The organism is Pseudomonas sp. 9.1(2019), from assembly GCF_009910445.1.
Lineage (GTDB): Bacteria > Pseudomonadota > Gammaproteobacteria > Pseudomonadales > Pseudomonadaceae > Aquipseudomonas > Aquipseudomonas paraversuta.
This window is the reverse complement of sequence record NZ_VBWF01000003.1, coordinates 308,171-323,055: the sequence shown is the minus strand read 5'-3', so window position 1 is coordinate 323,055 and position 14,885 is coordinate 308,171. Positions and strand designations below refer to the sequence as shown.

13 protein-coding genes and 1 pseudogene are annotated in these 14,885 nt (G+C 60.7%); 10 read left to right on the top strand and 4 right to left on the bottom strand.

Annotation, left to right across the window (positions count from 1 at the left end; translation table 11 throughout):
* Positions 1-105 (top strand): annotated as a pseudogene (locus FEZ21_RS22590) (putrescine ABC transporter permease PotI); the annotation flags it as partial.
* Between the two features lie 110 nt (positions 106-215).
* Here the strand turns inward: FEZ21_RS22590 and FEZ21_RS04560 are convergent.
* A complete protein-coding gene (locus FEZ21_RS04560) occupies positions 216-596 on the bottom strand; it encodes a hypothetical protein (RefSeq protein WP_003437533.1) in 381 nt (126 codons plus the stop codon).
* A gap of 151 nt (positions 597-747) precedes the next feature.
* Between FEZ21_RS04560 and phoB the strand changes: the two genes are divergently transcribed.
* The 7 genes from phoB to epsC all read left to right on the top strand — a co-directional run bounded on the left by phoB (position 748) and on the right by epsC (position 10,238).
* A complete protein-coding gene (gene phoB, locus FEZ21_RS04555; protein WP_003437538.1) occupies positions 748-1,440 on the top strand; it encodes a phosphate regulon transcriptional regulator PhoB in 693 nt (230 codons plus the stop codon).
* A gap of 99 nt (positions 1,441-1,539) precedes the next feature.
* Positions 1,540-2,868, top strand: coding sequence for a phosphate regulon sensor histidine kinase PhoR (gene phoR / locus FEZ21_RS04550; protein WP_177412991.1), 1,329 nt, complete (start codon positions 1,540-1,542; stop codon positions 2,866-2,868).
* 122 nt (positions 2,869-2,990) lie between these two features.
* On the top strand, positions 2,991-4,331 hold the full coding sequence (locus tag FEZ21_RS04545; protein WP_003437542.1) for a hemolysin family protein: 1,341 nt from the start codon (positions 2,991-2,993) through the stop codon (positions 4,329-4,331).
* Between the two features lie 197 nt (positions 4,332-4,528).
* A complete protein-coding gene (locus FEZ21_RS04540; RefSeq protein ID WP_003437544.1) occupies positions 4,529-5,836 on the top strand; it encodes a CitMHS family transporter in 1,308 nt (435 codons plus the stop codon).
* Between the two features lie 248 nt (positions 5,837-6,084).
* Entirely contained in the window at positions 6,085-7,743 is a 1,659-nt protein-coding gene (locus FEZ21_RS04535; protein ID WP_003437547.1) for a Na/Pi cotransporter family protein, read from the top strand.
* 90 nt (positions 7,744-7,833) lie between these two features.
* The gene (locus tag FEZ21_RS04530; RefSeq protein WP_003437558.1) at positions 7,834-9,216 is read left to right on the top strand and encodes a pitrilysin family protein; all 1,383 of its coding nucleotides are present in this window, start codon (positions 7,834-7,836) and stop codon (positions 9,214-9,216) included.
* Between the two features lie 95 nt (positions 9,217-9,311).
* Positions 9,312-10,238 (top strand): serine O-acetyltransferase EpsC, encoded by a 927-nt coding sequence (gene epsC, locus FEZ21_RS04525; protein ID WP_160626521.1) that lies wholly within the window; start codon positions 9,312-9,314, stop codon positions 10,236-10,238.
* An 841-nt stretch (positions 10,239-11,079) separates the two neighbouring features.
* On the opposite strand, the gene trpA is transcribed toward epsC, so the two are convergent.
* Both trpA and trpB read right to left on the bottom strand, forming a co-directional pair.
* A complete protein-coding gene (gene trpA / locus FEZ21_RS04520; protein WP_003437578.1) occupies positions 11,080-11,889 on the bottom strand; it encodes a tryptophan synthase subunit alpha in 810 nt (269 codons plus the stop codon).
* Positions 11,889-13,109 (bottom strand): tryptophan synthase subunit beta, encoded by a 1,221-nt coding sequence (gene trpB / locus FEZ21_RS04515; RefSeq protein WP_160626519.1) that lies wholly within the window; start codon positions 13,107-13,109, stop codon positions 11,889-11,891. The genes trpA and trpB overlap by 1 nt, the downstream gene beginning before the upstream one ends.
* Before the next feature lie 113 nt (positions 13,110-13,222).
* Between trpB and FEZ21_RS04510 the strand changes: the two genes are divergently transcribed.
* Positions 13,223-14,122 carry a LysR family transcriptional regulator gene (locus tag FEZ21_RS04510; RefSeq protein ID WP_010656782.1) on the top strand — a complete coding sequence of 300 codons (900 nt, stop codon included), beginning with the start codon at positions 13,223-13,225 and terminating at the stop codon, positions 14,120-14,122.
* On the opposite strand, the gene FEZ21_RS04505 is transcribed toward FEZ21_RS04510, so the two are convergent.
* Positions 14,119-14,445 (bottom strand): YqjD family protein, encoded by a 327-nt coding sequence (locus FEZ21_RS04505; protein ID WP_003437585.1) that lies wholly within the window; start codon positions 14,443-14,445, stop codon positions 14,119-14,121. The two genes, FEZ21_RS04510 and FEZ21_RS04505, sit on opposite strands and share 4 nt — an antisense overlap.
* Positions 14,446-14,599: 154 nt before the next feature.
* Here FEZ21_RS04505 and FEZ21_RS04500 point away from each other — a divergent pair, with 154 nt between their 5' ends.
* A complete protein-coding gene (locus FEZ21_RS04500; protein ID WP_003437588.1) occupies positions 14,600-14,815 on the top strand; it encodes a dodecin in 216 nt (71 codons plus the stop codon).
* Positions 14,816-14,885: the final 70 nt, after the last annotated feature.

The following is a 14,885-nucleotide window of genomic DNA, read 5'->3' as shown; positions in this document are numbered from 1 at the left end:
GAAGAACACCGCAAAAAGGCGATTCAGCAAGCCATCGACGAAGCCTCGGCCGAGTCCTGGAAACAACCTGATGTACGCCGTCCGAAATCGCCCACAGCGGCATAAGACAGCGCCATAAAAAACCTCGCCTCCTGCAAAGGAGGCGAGGTTTTTTTATGGCTGGAAACAACCTGCAGGAGCAAGCTCGCTCCTGCAGGGGCAGAGGAGTATGCGGGTCAGGGCTTGGCCACTTTCCACGCACCGTCCATTTTGCCGTCGCCAGTCTTGTCACCGGCTTGCTTGTCCATGACAAAGGTGTACAGCGGCTTGCCGTCATAGGCCCATTGCTGGGTGCCGTCATCACGCTTGACCATGGTCCACTTGCCCATGTTGTTATGGTTGCCCTCGACCATCAGTGGCGGCCAGTTGGTGGCGCATTTGTCGTTGCACATCGATTTGCCGTCCGCATCCTTGGCGAAGGTGTAGAGCGTCATGCCTTTGTGGTCGACCAGCATGCCGTCTTTGGCCATTGCCGGATCAGCCGCGAACGCCAGGCCCGGCAGGGCCAATGCAGCAGCGACCACTAAAGCTTTCAGGGAAAAAGAGCTGCGAATCATCGGAATCGTCCTTTTGTGGTTGTACGATTTGAACTCAAAGCGTAGTTCAGTAACCTGCATCCCGTGGGCAACACCCAGGACTGTCACACGACTGCAATAATTCCGTTATCTAATGCGCCACAAGACAGTTAAATGACACGAGGATTAAGGCATGGCTGGCAGGAGCATTTTGATTGTTGATGACGAGGCACCGATCCGCGAAATGATTGCAGTAGCCTTGGAAATGGCAGGCTACGACTGCCTTGAAGCCGATAATGCCCAGGATGCCCATGCCATCATCGTTGACCGCAAACCGGACCTGATCCTGCTGGACTGGATGCTGCCCGGCGGCACTTCCGGCATTGAACTGGCCCGCCGCCTCAAGCGCGAAGAGCTGACCAGCGACATCCCGATCATCATGCTCACCGCCAAAGGTGAAGAGGACAACAAGATCCAGGGCCTGGAAGTCGGGGCTGACGACTACATCACCAAACCGTTCTCGCCCCGTGAACTGGTGGCCCGCCTCAAAGCCGTGCTGCGCCGTGCCGGACCTGCCGACAGTGAGTCACCCATTGAGATTGGCGGTTTGCTGCTCGACCCCATCAGCCACCGCGTCACCATCGACGGCACCCCTGCCGAGATGGGCCCTACCGAATATCGCCTGCTGCAGTTCTTCATGACCCATCAGGAACGTGCCTACACCCGCGGCCAACTGCTCGATCAGGTGTGGGGCGGCAACGTGTACGTGGAAGAGCGCACCGTGGACGTTCACATCCGCCGGCTGCGCAAAGCCCTCGGCGAGGCTTACGAAAATCTGGTACAAACCGTGCGCGGCACCGGCTACCGGTTTTCGACCAAAGCTTAAAAGCAGCAGCACGTCATCAACTGCAACCTGAAGGTCCGGAGCTGTCTGGCTCCTGGCTTGACGCTTGTAACTTGAGGCTTGCAGCTCACAACTGGACTTGTGATCTTGAATCAAAATTGGCATGGCACTCTGATTCGTCATTTGCTGCTTCTGGTCGCCGGCTGCTTGCTGGTCGGGCTGATCAGTGGTTATTACGGCTGGAGCATGGCAATCGGCCTGGCGTTCTATCTGGGCTGGACCCTCAAGCAGTTGCTGCGCCTGCATAAATGGCTGCGCCAGCACAAACCCGATGAAGCGCCCCCCGACGGCTATGGCCTGTGGGGCGATGTGTTTGACAGCATTTACCACCTGCAACGCCGTGATCAAAGGGCACGCGGGCGCCTGCAAGCGGTCATCGATCGCGTGCAGGAGTCTACGGCAGCCCTCAAGGACGCTGTGATCATGCTCGACAGCGACGGCAACCTCGAGTGGTGGAACCGCGCCGCAGAGACCTTGCTGGGCCTTAAAACGCCTCAAGACAGCGGCCAGCCGGTCAGCAACCTGGTGCGCCACCCGCGTTTCAAGGAGTACTTCGAGCAGGGCAGCTATGCCGAGCCGCTGGATATCCCCTCGCCGATCAATGATCACCTGCGCATCCAGCTCTACATCACCCGCTACGGCAACAACGAACACCTGATGCTGGTGCGCGACGTCACCCGCCTGCACCAGCTCGAACAAATGCGCAAAGACTTCATCGCCAACGTCTCCCACGAACTGCGCACCCCGTTGACGGTGATCTGCGGTTACCTGGAAACCCTGCTCGATAATGTCGATGACGTGAACCCGCGCTGGAAACGTCCGCTTTCGCAAATGCAGCAACAGGGCGAGCGCATGCAGACCCTGCTCAATGACCTGCTGCTGCTGGCCAAGCTGGAAGCCACGGATTACCCCTCGGACAACCAGCCGGTGGCCATCGATACCCTGTTGCGCTCGATCAAGGGGGATGCCCAGGCATTGTCCGGGCAACGCAACCAGACCATCAGTCTGGAGATCGAGGCCGATGTGGCGCTCAAAGGCAGCGAAGCCGAATTGCGCAGTGCTTTTTCCAATCTGATATTCAACGCGGTCAAATACACCCCCGATGGCGGCAGTGTGAAAATCCGCTGGTGGGCCAACGCCGCGGGGGCGCACCTTAGCGTGCAGGACTCGGGCGTGGGCATCGACAATAAACACCTGCCGCGCCTGACCGAACGTTTCTACCGTGTCGACTCCAGCCGCAACGCCAGCACCGGCGGTACCGGGCTCGGCCTGGCCATCGTCAAGCATGTGCTGCTGCGCCATCGAGCAAGCCTGGAAATCAACAGCGTGCTGGGACATGGCAGCACTTTTACCTGCCATTTCGCCCCGGCGCAGGTGACAAAACCCGGCCTCCCGCCACTGACCGACTAGCCGCCATGGCCTTTACCCACTAGGCAAGGGCCGCCTCAGCCGCTACATTGCTCGGCGTCAGTCTGCGTAGCAGACTCGAACCTCCCCATTTTTTGAAACAACGGAACCATTAAAACTCCATCATGGACCCTTCCCCTGGCTTGACCCTCGCCACACTCTTCGCCGACTTCGGCATGATTCTTTTTGCACTGGTCCTGGTTTTGCTCAACGGTTTCTTCGTTGCGGCGGAATTTGCCATGGTCAAACTGCGCTCGACCCGGGTCGAGGCCATCGCGGACGTGAACGGCTGGCGCGGACAGATCCTGCGCACCGTACACAACCAGCTCGATGCTTACCTTTCTGCCTGCCAGCTGGGTATCACCCTGGCGTCGCTGGGCCTGGGCTGGGTCGGCGAACCGGCGTTCGCCCATATTCTGGAGCCTGTACTGGGCGCCATGGGCGTCGAGTCGCCCGAAGTGATCAAGGGCGTGTCATTCTTTGCCGCCTTCTTCATCATTTCTTACCTGCACATCGTGGTCGGTGAACTGGCGCCCAAATCCTGGGCCATCCGTAAACCCGAGACCCTGTCGCTGTGGACAGCCGTGCCGCTGTACCTGTTCTACTGGGCCATGTACCCGGCGATTTACCTGCTCAACGCCAGCGCCAACGCCATTTTGCGGATTGCCGGCCAGGGTGAACCCGGCGCCCATCACGATCACGCTTACAGCCGTGAAGAACTGAAGCTGATCCTGCACTCCAGCCGCGGTCAGGACCCGAGCGACCAGGGCATGCGTGTCTTGGCCTCGGCAGTGGAAATGGGCGAACTGGAAGTGGTCGACTGGGCCAATTCCCGCGAAGACCTGGTGACCCTGGACTCCAAGGCGCCGCTGAAAGAAATCCTGGCGCTGTTCCGTCGCCACAAGTTCAGCCGCTATCCGGTGTACGACGCCGAGAGCAACACCTTCCTGGGCCTGCTGCACATCAAGGACCTGCTGCTGGAACTGGCCGACCTTGAGCACTTGCCCGAGACCTTCAACCTGGAAGAGCTGACCCGGCCGCTGGAGCGTGTATCGCGCCACATGCCGCTGTCGCAGCTGCTGGAGCGGTTCCGCAAGGGCGGCGCGCACTTTGCCCTGGTGGAAGAAGCAGACGGCAAGGTGGTTGGCTACCTGACCATGGAAGACGTGCTGGAAGTACTGGTGGGCGACATCCAGGACGAACACCGCAAGGCCGAGCGCGGCATTCTGTCGTACCAGCCCGGCAAACTGCTGGTGCGCGGCGACACGCCACTGTTCAAAATCGAGCGCCTGCTGGGTGTCGACCTTGACCACATCGAAGCCGAGACCATTGCCGGCCTGATCTACGACACCCTCAAGCGGGTGCCGGAAGAAGAAGAGAAGCTGGAAGTTGAAGGCCTGCGCATCATCATCAAAAAGATGAAAGGCCCAAAAATCGTCCTGGCCAAAGTCCTCAAGCTGGATTAATACCTGCCCCCCCTATACCTGCAGGAGCAAGCTCGCTCCTGCAGGATCAGGTCCCCGCGTCAGAATATTCACCGGCGACAGCTGGCTGAAAGAATTCCCCTCTAGCATCCCGTCACCTCCGGCAACAGACCGGCCGGCCTGACAGCACCCCCATCGCTGCCAGCGCCCAATAAACAACAATAACAACGGTGACTTTTATGCTGACCTTCCTTGGCTTTGCCATGGTCATTACGTTCATGTACCTGATCATGACCAAGCGCCTGTCGGCGCTGATTGCCCTGATCCTGGTACCCATCCTGTTCGCAGTATTTGGTGGCTTCGCACCCAAGATCGGCCCGATGATGCTCGAAGGCATCACCAAACTCGCCCCCACCGGGGTGATGCTGATGTTTGCCATCCTCTACTTTGCCCTGATGATTGACTCCGGGCTGTTTGACCCCGCCGTACGCAAGATCCTCAAGCTGGTTAAAGGCGACCCGCTGAAGATCGCCGTGGGCACCGCGGTACTGGCGCTGGTGGTCTCACTCGACGGCGACGGCGCGACCACCTACATGATTTGCGTGGCCGCCATGCTGCCGCTCTACAGCCGGATTGGCATGAGCCCGCGAATCATGGCCGGCTTGATCATTCTGGCCGGGGGCGTGATGAACATGACGCCCTGGGGCGGCCCGACCGCCCGTGCCGCCAGCGCCTTGCATGTCGACCCTTCGGACATCTTCGTGCCGATGATTCCAGCGATGCTGGCAGGCTGCGTGGCCATCCTGGCAATTGCCTGGTTCTACGGCCTGCGTGAGCGCGCACGCCTGGGCGAGTTGCACCTGCAGGGCGACGAAATTGATCACAGCGAAATCAGCGTCTCGCAGTTCCCGGACGCCCGCCGGCCAAAACTGATCTGGTTCAACGGTGCCTTGACCCTGCTGCTGATGGTCACCCTGATCGCCGGCCTGCTGCCTTTGCCCGTGCTGTTCATGGTCGCGTTCAGTATCGCGATGATCGTCAATTACCCTTGCCTGCAACAGCAAAAGGATCGCGTCGCAGCCCATGCCGGCAGCGTACTGGCAGTGGTCGGGCTGATTTTTGCCGCGGGCATTTTCACCGGCATCCTGTCGGGCACCGGCATGGTCGACGCCATGTCCAAAAGCCTGCTGGCCGTGATCCCGCCGGCACTCGGGCCTTATCTGGCAGTGATTACCGCACTGGTGAGCATGCCGTTCACCTTCTTCATGTCCAACGATGCGTTCTACTACGGCGTGTTGCCGGTACTGGCCGAAGCCGCCAGCCACTACGGGATTACGGCCGCCGAAATGGCCCGCGCCTCGATCGTGGGCCAGCCGGTTCACTTGCTCAGCCCGTTGGTGCCCTCCACCTACTTGCTGGTAGCCCTGGCCGGCATCGAATTCGGTGACCACCAGCGCTTCACCCTCAAATGGGCGGTACTGGTGTGCCTGTGCATCATGGTGGCGGCCCTGTTGCTGGGGACATTCCCGCTGTACAGCAGCCTCTGACCCGGCACGGGCCGGGTTGCCAGCGATAGATTCAGCTCGGTTTATCCGCAAGACCGAGGTGCTGCCATCGCTGGCAAGCCGGCGCCCACAGGTGCCTGGACCGGGCGAATGTTTCAGAAATGTTTCAAGACCTCGCGAGCTATGCGATGCTGGCGCTCAGCTCAATTGCCGACTACAGCTTAAGAAACGTCTGTAGGAATGATCCGCAGCTATTTGATCCTTAGGTACATCCTTTACAGGGAGCCAGCATGCTGACCCTGCTCAACCTGCTTTCCGCCGTGACCTTGCTGATTTGGGGCACGCATATCGTGCGTACCGGCATCTTGCGGGTCTACGGCACAAACCTGCGTCATGTCATCGGGCAGAACGTGTCCAAGCGCATGCTGGCCTTTGTCGCCGGTATTGTGGTCACGGCCATGGTGCAGAGCAGTAACGCCACCGCGATGCTGGTCACCTCATTTGTCGGCCAGGGGCTGATGACCCTCACTCCCGCGCTGGCAACCATGCTCGGCGCCGACGTCGGTACGGCCTTGATGGCACGGGTGCTGACCTTCGACCTGTCATGGCTGTCACCGCTGCTGATTTTCCTCGGGGTGATCTTCTTCCTGTCGCGCAAGCAAACCCGTGCCGGGCAGCTGGGCCGGGTCGGGATCGGCCTGGGCCTGATCATTCTGGCCCTGCAACTGATAGTCGAAGCCGCCGGCCCCATCACCCATGCCCAAGGGGTAAAGGTGATTTTTGCCTCGCTGACCGGCGACCTGCTGCTCGATGCCCTGGTCGGTGCCCTGTTCGCGATGGTGTCCTACTCCAGCCTGGCCGCCGTGCTGCTGACCGCAACCCTGGCCGGTGCCGGGGTAATCAGTCTGCACGTGGCGATCGGCCTGGTGATCGGTGCCAATATCGGCAGCGGCGTGCTGGCGCTCATCAGCACCAACATGCAAAACACCGCCGGGCGTCAGGTGGCGTTGGGCAGCCTGCTGTACAAGTTGATCGGCTTGCTGCTGATCATGCCCGTGCTCGATCCGCTCGTGGCCTGGATGGACAGCCTCAACTACAGCGCACAGGAACTGGTCATCGGCTTTCACTTGCTCTACAACACCGTGCGCTGCTTCTTGATGTTGCCTACCGTAGGGCTGATGGCGCGAATCTGCGCCTGGCTGCTGCCTGAACGCGAGCAAGCCAACGGCGCCATCAAGCCGCGCCATCTCGACCCTGCTGCACTCGACACACCGAGCCTGGCACTGACCAACGCGGTGCGCGAAACCCTGCGTATCGGCGACCTGATCGACACCATGCTGGTCAACACCCTTGACGTACTGCGGGGCAAGCAAACGGCCGTGACCCAGCAGATGCGCACCCTGAGCGATGAAGTCGAGGTGCTGTACAGCGCGGTCAAACTCTACCTGGCACAAATGCCCCGGGAAGACTTGAGCGAACAGGACAGCCGCCGCTGGGCAGAAATTATCGAGCTGGCGATCAACCTCAAACTCGCCAGCGACCTGATCGAACGCATGCTGCGTAAAGTCCAGCAGCAGAAAACCTCGCAACGCCGCTCGTTCTCGGAAATGGGCCTGGAAGAACTGGTGGGCCTGCAAACCCAGTTGATCGAAAACCTGCGTCTGGGGCTGACCGTATTCCTCAATGGCGACCCGCAAAGTGCGCGCCAGCTACTGCGTGAAAAACGCCGCTTCCGCGCCCAGGAACGGCGCCTGGCCCACGCCCACGTCAACCGCCTGCAACGCAAGATCACCCAGAGCATCGAGACCAGTTCAGTGCACCTGGAGCTGATCGCAGACATGAAACGCCTTAATTCGCTGTTTTGCGGCAGCGCCTATGCGGTGCTGGAAACAGCCGATATCGGGGCGCTGGAACTGGATGACGCGGATGACACCCCGCATTTGCCTTGAACGTTGCGCGCCGGGTTGTTGTCAGTCTGTAAGCAGCGACTAACCTGCACCGACTGCTGCACTACCCCAACAAGGATTCAGGGATTTTTTATGCGTTGCCTGCTGCTCATCTGCCTGCTGCTGGGTACTGTCCCAAGCTTTGCCCTCGATCGTTACAGCGTGGAGGGCTACCAGTTGCCCAACGGCCTGCAACTGATCCTCAAACCCGGTACCGAACGCGGACATGTGGCCATCCGGTTAGTGGTGGGCGTGGGCCTGGACGACTTCAGCTGCGCCGATCAACAACTGCCGCACCTGCTGGAGCACCTGTTGTTCAGCGGCGTCGACGACACCGGTGAAGGCGGCCTGGAGCAGCGCATGCAAGCGCTGGGCGGTGAATGGAACGCCTTCACCAGCCATGCCGACACCACCTTCGTGATCGAAGCCCCGGCCAAAAACCAGCGCAAGATTCTCGACCTGTTGCTGAGCCTGCTCACCCGCACACAATTCACCGAGCAGCGGATCAACGACGCCAAACAAGTGGTCGAGCGCGAAGACGGTGGCCATTACTCGCACTTGCAGCGCTGGCTCGACCGCCAGGACCTGGGCCACAGCGCCAGTAATCAACTGGCGGTTGAGCTGGGGCTCAAATGCGCCGAGCGCGCGCAAGTAAATAATCTGACACGTGAGCAACTGGAAGCCGTACGCCAGAACTGGTATGCCCCCAACAACATGACGCTGATCATCGTGGGGGATCTTGACCGCCTGCTCCCGGCGTACCTGGAGCGCACCTATGGCGCCCTGGAGCCGGTAGAGCCCACCGAACACAAACCTTTGGCGGCAATCGCAGCCAAGGCCGAGCCCGAACGCGACCTGCTGCGCGGCGTGGTCGGCGACACCGTGCAACTGCACTGGCTGTTGCCGGAGCCGGTCATCGAAGGCCAGAGCGATGAAACCTGGGACCTGCTCAGGGATTATCTGGAGTGGGCGCTGTACAGCGAGCTACGGCTCAAGCACGGCTTGTCTTACGGCCCCTGGGCCGAGCGCGAGGTGTTCGGTGGCGTAGGCTTTTTAAGCCTCAACGCCGATCTTGACCGCGACGATGTAGCGCAAGCACGCCAGGTTGTAGAGCAACTGAAGACCCGACTGCTCAAAGAAGGGCTGGACCCTGAGGTTTTTGCTCGCCTCAAAAATGCCGCCATTGCCCGTCAGGCATGGGCCGTCCAAGGCAACAGCGCGCTGGCCGATTATTACTGGGCTTCGCTGGGTGACTACGATGATGGTCACTTTTATGACCCGGCCAGACAGCTGCAAGCCATCAGCCTCAAGCAGGCCAATGCGGCTCTGCACGAGCTGTTTGCCGAACCCGGCTATATGCGGATCGAAAAACCGCTGTTCAGCTACAACAGTCTGAGCCTGGTGATCCTTGGCGGGCTGGCGTTGCTGATCATCATCGGGGTGGGCTGGCGCGCCTGGCGTCATCGTCGGCGTTAAGCCGCAATTGTCCGTATCTGAAACGCTTTGATACCGTAAAATAATTGCCAATTCGCGGCTGCTCAATTCAGCCGCCAGCGTGCGGAGTATTCATCGTGAGTGATCGTTCCAATCCTTGGCAATTGCAAACCATCGTCTGCCAGCTACGAACGGCACGAAACCAGTGGCGCACGCAAAACGGGCGCGTCAGTGGTGAACAGGGAGGCCGCGAGCTGCCGTCGCGCGCGGCGATGGCCGATATTCTTGAAGCCCTGTGCGGGGCATTGTTTCCGATGCGCCTGGGCCCGGTGGACCTGCGCGAGGAAAGTGAAGACTTCTACGTCGGCCACACCCTGGATGTGGCGCTCAACGCATTGTTGACTCAGGCCCGACTGGAGCTGCGTTACGCGGCGCGCCAGGGCGGCCTGCCCGATGGGGGTGTGGATGCGAGTGCAACGCTGCTGATTCAGGATTTTGCCCTGGCGCTGCCCGGCCTGCGCAGCATTCTGGACACCGACGTTCTGGCCGCTTACCACGGCGACCCGGCGGCACGCAGCGTGGATGAAGTGCTGCTGTGCTATCCGGGGATTCTGGCGGTGATCCATCACCGCCTGGCCCATCATCTGTATCGCGCAGGCTTGCCCTTGCTGGCACGGATCAGCGCAGAAATTGCCCACTCTTCCACCGGCATCGACATTCACCCGGGGGCGCAGATTGGCCGCAGCTTCTTTATCGACCACGGAACAGGCGTTGTGATCGGAGAAACCGCGATCATCGGCGAACGTGTGAGGATTTATCAGGCGGTGACCCTGGGTGCCAAGCGTTTCCCGGCAGACGAATCAGGCCAGCTGCAAAAAGGTCATCCACGTCATCCAATCGTTGAAGATGACGTAGTGATCTATGCGGGGGCGACGATCTTAGGGCGCATCACCATTGGCCAGGGCTCGACCATTGGCGGCAATGTGTGGCTGACCCGCAGCGTACCGGCGGGCAGCAACCTGACCCAGGCCAACCTGCTGCACGATGACGGCACACAGAAGTAAAACTCTGCATCGCTGGCAACACCCCGCACCCTGTAGGAGCGAGCTTGCCTCGCGATGGCAAACGCCGGGGTGCATCGCTGGCAAGCCAGCTCCCACAGGGGCTGCTAGCAACACCCCGCATTCTGCAGGAGCGAGCTTGCCTCGCGATGGCAAACGCCGGGGTGCATCGCTGGCAAGCCAGCTCCCACAGGGGTCTGCTAGCAAAACCTCGCACTCTGTAGGAGCGAGCTTGCCTCGCGATGACAACCGCCGGGGCGCATCGCTGGCAAGCCAGCTCCCACAGGGGCTGCTAGCAACACCCCGCATTCGGCAGGAGCGAGCTTGCCTCGCGATGGCAAACGCCGGGGTGCATCGCTGGCAAGCCAGCTCCCACAGGGGTCTGCTAGCAAAACCTCGCACTCTGTAGGAGCGAGCTTGCCTCGCGATGACAACCGCCGGGGCGCATCGCTGGCAAGCCAGCTCCCACAGGGGCTGCTAGCAACACCCCGCATTCGGCAGGAGCGAGCTTGCCTCGCGATGGCAACCGCCGGGTCGCATCGCTGGCAAACCAGCTTCCACAAGGGTCTGCTAGCAACACCCCGCACTCTGTAGGAGCGAGCTTGCCTCGCGATGGCAACCGCTGGATCGCATCGCTGGCAAGCCAGCTCCCACAAGGGTCTGCTAGCGACACCCCGCATTCTGCAGGAGCGAGCTTGCCTCGCGATGGCAACCGCTGGATCGCATCGCTGGCAAGCCAGCTCCCACAGGGGTCTGCTAGCAACACCCCGCATTCTGTAGGAGCGAGCTTGCCTCGCGATGGCAACCGCCGGGGTGCATCGCTGGCAAGCCAGCTCCCACAGGGTTACTGACGTGCCTTGCGTACACCTTCAGCCAGTGCCGCGCACAGGCTCAACACACCATCGACCGCCTGTTGCGGGGTCGCTGCATTCTCGATTTTGTCGATCAGGGCCGAGCCCACCACTACGCCATCGGCCAGGCGGGCAATCGCTGCCGCTTGCTCCGGGGTGCGGATGCCGAAGCCCACACTGATCGGCAAATCGGTATGCCGGCGCAGACGCTCAATCGCCTCACGCACCTGATCGGTCGTCGCCGAACCGGCACCGGTCACGCCCGCCACGGACACGTAGTACACAAAGCCCGAGCTGCCGGTCAGCACTTTGGGCAGACGCACGTCGTCGGTGGTCGGGGTGGTCAGGCGGATAAAGTCCAGACCTGCAGCCTGCGCCGGGTCGCACAGCTCGGCGTTGTGCTCGGGCGGCATGTCGACCACGATCAGGCCGTCGACGCCCGCTGCCTTGGCTTCAGCGATAAACCGCGGCACGCCATAGTGGTGAATCGGGTTGAAGTAACCCATCAGCACCAGCGGTGTGTCGTGGTTGCCTTCACGGAATTCGCGAACCATTTGCAGGGTTTTCGCCAGGTTCTGCCTGGCTCCCAGGGCACGGATATTGGCCAGCTGAATCGCCGGGCCATCCGCCATGGGGTCGGTGAACGGCATGCCCAGCTCGATCACATCGGCGCCAGCAGCAGGCAGGCCTTTGAGGATCGCCAGCGAGGTGTCGTAATCCGGATCGCCGGCAGTGACGAAGGTCACCAGCGCAGCGCGGTTTTGTTCCTTGAGTTCGGCAAAACGCGTTTGCAGGCGGCTCATCAGTGTTTCTCCTGCAGGGACTGTTCCATGTGGTGCATCACGGTTTGCATGTCTTTGTCGCCTCGGCCGGACAGGTTGACCACCATCAGGTGCTCGGCTGGCAGGGTCGGCGCACGCTTGAACACTTCAGCCAGGGCATGGGCACTTTCCAGCGCCGGGATGATGCCTTCAAGACGGCAGCATTTATGGAACGCATCGAGGGCTTCTTCGTCAGTCACCGAGGTGTACTCAACGCGACCGATATCATGCAACCAGGCGTGCTCGGGACCGATACCCGGGTAGTCCAGGCCGGCGGAAATCGAATGTGCGTCGATGATCTGGCCATCGTCGTCTTGCAACAGGAAGGTACGGTTGCCGTGCAGCACGCCCGGTTCGCCGCCGTTGAGGCTGGCTGCGTGCTTGCCGGTTTCGATACCGTAGCCCGCCGCTTCAACGCCGATGATCTCGACGCTGGTGTCATCCAGGAACGGGTGGAACAGGCCCATCGCGTTGGACCCACCGCCAATGCAGGCCACCAGGCTGTCGGGCAGACGGCCTTCCTGAGCTTGCATCTGGTCGCGGGTTTCCTTGCCGATCACGGCCTGGAAGTCGCGGACCATGGCCGGATACGGGTGCGGCCCCGCCACAGTACCGATCAGATAGAAGGTGTCATCGACGTTGGTCACCCAGTCGCGCAACGCTTCGTTCATCGCGTCCTTGAGGGTGCCGGTGCCCGCCACGACCGGGATCACTTCAGCGCCCAGCAGCTTCATGCGGAACACGTTGGCCTGCTGGCGTTCGATGTCAGTGGTGCCCATGTAGATCACGCACTGCAGACCAAAGCGCGCGGCCACGGTGGCGGTAGCCACGCCGTGCATGCCGGCGCCGGTCTCGGCGATGATGCGTTTTTTGCCCATGCGCCGCGCCAGCAGGATCTGGCCGATGCAGTTGTTGATCTTGTGCGCGCCGGTATGGTTCAGCTCTTCGCGCTTGAGGTAAATTTTGGCGCCGCCACAGAACTCGGTCAGACGCTCGGCGTAATACAGCGGGCTTGGGCGCCCGACATAGTCGCGCTGGAAATAGGCCAGCTCTTTAATGAACTCGGGGTCGGTCTTGGCCAGCTCATACTCGCGATCCAGATCAAGGATCAGCGGCATCAGGGTTTCGGCCACGTAGCGGCCGCCGAATGAGCCAAACAGGCCATTGGCATCAGGGCCGGTACGCAAAGTGGATTGGGTCATGGGACGCTCCAGATAAAAAGGTACGAAGGTCGATGGACCTGACTTTAACCGCGACAGCCGAGGATGAAAACCGATAAGATCGCTGCAACCTGTCAGGAAAACTCACAGATACCATGAGCCGTGACCTTCCCCCGCTGAACGCCCTGCGCGCGTTCGAAGCCACTGCCAGGCTGAGCAGCGTGAGCCTTGCGGCAGAACAGCTGAACGTCACCCACGGTGCCGTCAGTCGGCAACTGAAAGTGCTCGAAGAGCACCTGGGCGTCAGCCTGTTCGTCAAGGAAGGACGCGGTCTTAAGCTCACGGATGCCGGTTTGCGCCTGCGTGAGGCCAGCAGCGAAGCCTTCGACCGCCTGCGTAATGTGTGCACTGAACTCACGCAAAGCCATGTCGATGCGCCCTTTGTACTTGGCTGCTCGGGCAGTTTGCTGGCGCGCTGGTTCATCCCTCGACTGGGCCGGCTCAATGCCGACCTGCCGGACTTGCGCCTGCACTTGTCGGCCGGCGAAGGCGACCTTGATCCGCGCCGCCCGGGGCTCGATGCCCTGCTGCTGTTTGCCGAGCCACCCTGGCCCGCCGACATGCAGGTCTATGAACTGGCCAGCGAGCGGATCGGGCCGGTGATCAGCCCGCGTTACGCCCGCTATGAGCAACTGCGCCAGGCACCCGTGAGCGCCCTGCTGGACGAAGCGTTGTTGCACACCACTTCGAGGCCCCAGGCATGGCCAAGCTGGGCGCAGCAAAACGCGATCCAGGCAAAAGATTTGAAATATGGACAAGGGTTTGAGCACTTGTACTACTTGCTCGAAGCCGCCGTAGCAGGCCTGGGTGTGGCAATTGCCCCCGAGCCGTTGGTGGCTGAAGACTTGCGGGCCGGACGCCTGGCTGCACCTTGGGGCTTCAAGCAAACCCCGGCGCAGCTGGCGTTATGGCTGCCCAAGCGCGCCGCAGACGGACGCGCCCGGCAACTGGCGCAATGGCTCAAGACTGAGCTTGGGCGCAGCGCGGATAATTAGTTACCGCGCTTGCACATCAGGAAGGCGGCCAACAGGCCCAGGGCGCCGATGGCAACGCCAGCGGTGGCATACGGATGCTCTTGGGCATACTCGCGGGTGGCGACAGCGGTTTCCCGCGTTTTGTCCTTGACCTCTTCGTAAGCATCGCTGATCAGGTGACGTGAATGTTTCAGCGCATTCTCTGCGTTGCCTTTGAGGGCACTCAAGGTTTTTTTGGACTCGTCAGAAGCGTCGTGCTTCAGGCTTTCCAGAGACTTGAGCAGGCTCTCGATCTCAGCTTCCATGCTTTGCAATGAGGCTTTACGTAAGGAATTGCTAGCCATTAGGGCTCTCCTGCATTGATGAGTGAGGTACGTGTTAACTCCGACTCCGGGGTGCCACAAAAGTGCAGTCGGTCTGAACTTTTCGTTTCCTGTCGCCTACAAAGTATTGAGCACAATCGCTGCTAGGCTTTGATCTACGACAAAGGAGAACGTTATGTCTGACCATCACACCTACAAGAAAATCGAACTGGTAGGCTCGTCCCCGAGCAGCATAGAAGACGCCATCGGTAATGCACTGGCAGAGGCCAACAAAAGCATCAAACACATAGAATGGTTCGAGGTGATCGATACCCGGGGCCACGTCAAGGACGGCAAGGTGGGCCACTATCAGGTCACCCTCAAGGTCGGCTTCCGGATTGCCAGCAGTTGAGCCGCATCATCCTTTAGGGCTGATCGACTGGCCGTTTGCCATAAACTCCGCTACACCGTCTGGGTGCAAC

Bases quoted from the DNA above. Each gene is read 5' to 3' on its own strand.
- FEZ21_RS04560 (WP_003437533.1), bottom strand. From the start codon at position 596: ATGATTCGCAGCTCTTTTTCCCTGAAAGCTTTAGTGGTCGCTGCTGCA.
- phoB (WP_003437538.1), top strand. From the start codon at position 748: ATGGCTGGCAGGAGCATTTTGATTGTTGATGACGAGGCACCGATCCGC.
- FEZ21_RS04545 (WP_003437542.1), top strand. From the start codon at position 2,991: ATGGACCCTTCCCCTGGCTTGACCCTCGCCACACTCTTCGCCGACTTC.
- FEZ21_RS04540 (WP_003437544.1), top strand. From the start codon at position 4,529: ATGCTGACCTTCCTTGGCTTTGCCATGGTCATTACGTTCATGTACCTG.
- FEZ21_RS04535 (WP_003437547.1), top strand. From the start codon at position 6,085: ATGCTGACCCTGCTCAACCTGCTTTCCGCCGTGACCTTGCTGATTTGG.
- FEZ21_RS04530 (WP_003437558.1), top strand. From the start codon at position 7,834: ATGCGTTGCCTGCTGCTCATCTGCCTGCTGCTGGGTACTGTCCCAAGC.
- trpA (WP_003437578.1), bottom strand. From the start codon at position 11,889: ATGAGCCGCCTGCAAACGCGTTTTGCCGAACTCAAGGAACAAAACCGC.
- trpB (WP_160626519.1), bottom strand. From the start codon at position 13,109: ATGACCCAATCCACTTTGCGTACCGGCCCTGATGCCAATGGCCTGTTT.
- FEZ21_RS04510 (WP_010656782.1), top strand. From the start codon at position 13,223: ATGAGCCGTGACCTTCCCCCGCTGAACGCCCTGCGCGCGTTCGAAGCC.
- FEZ21_RS04505 (WP_003437585.1), bottom strand. From the start codon at position 14,445: ATGGCTAGCAATTCCTTACGTAAAGCCTCATTGCAAAGCATGGAAGCT.
- FEZ21_RS04500 (WP_003437588.1), top strand. From the start codon at position 14,600: ATGTCTGACCATCACACCTACAAGAAAATCGAACTGGTAGGCTCGTCC.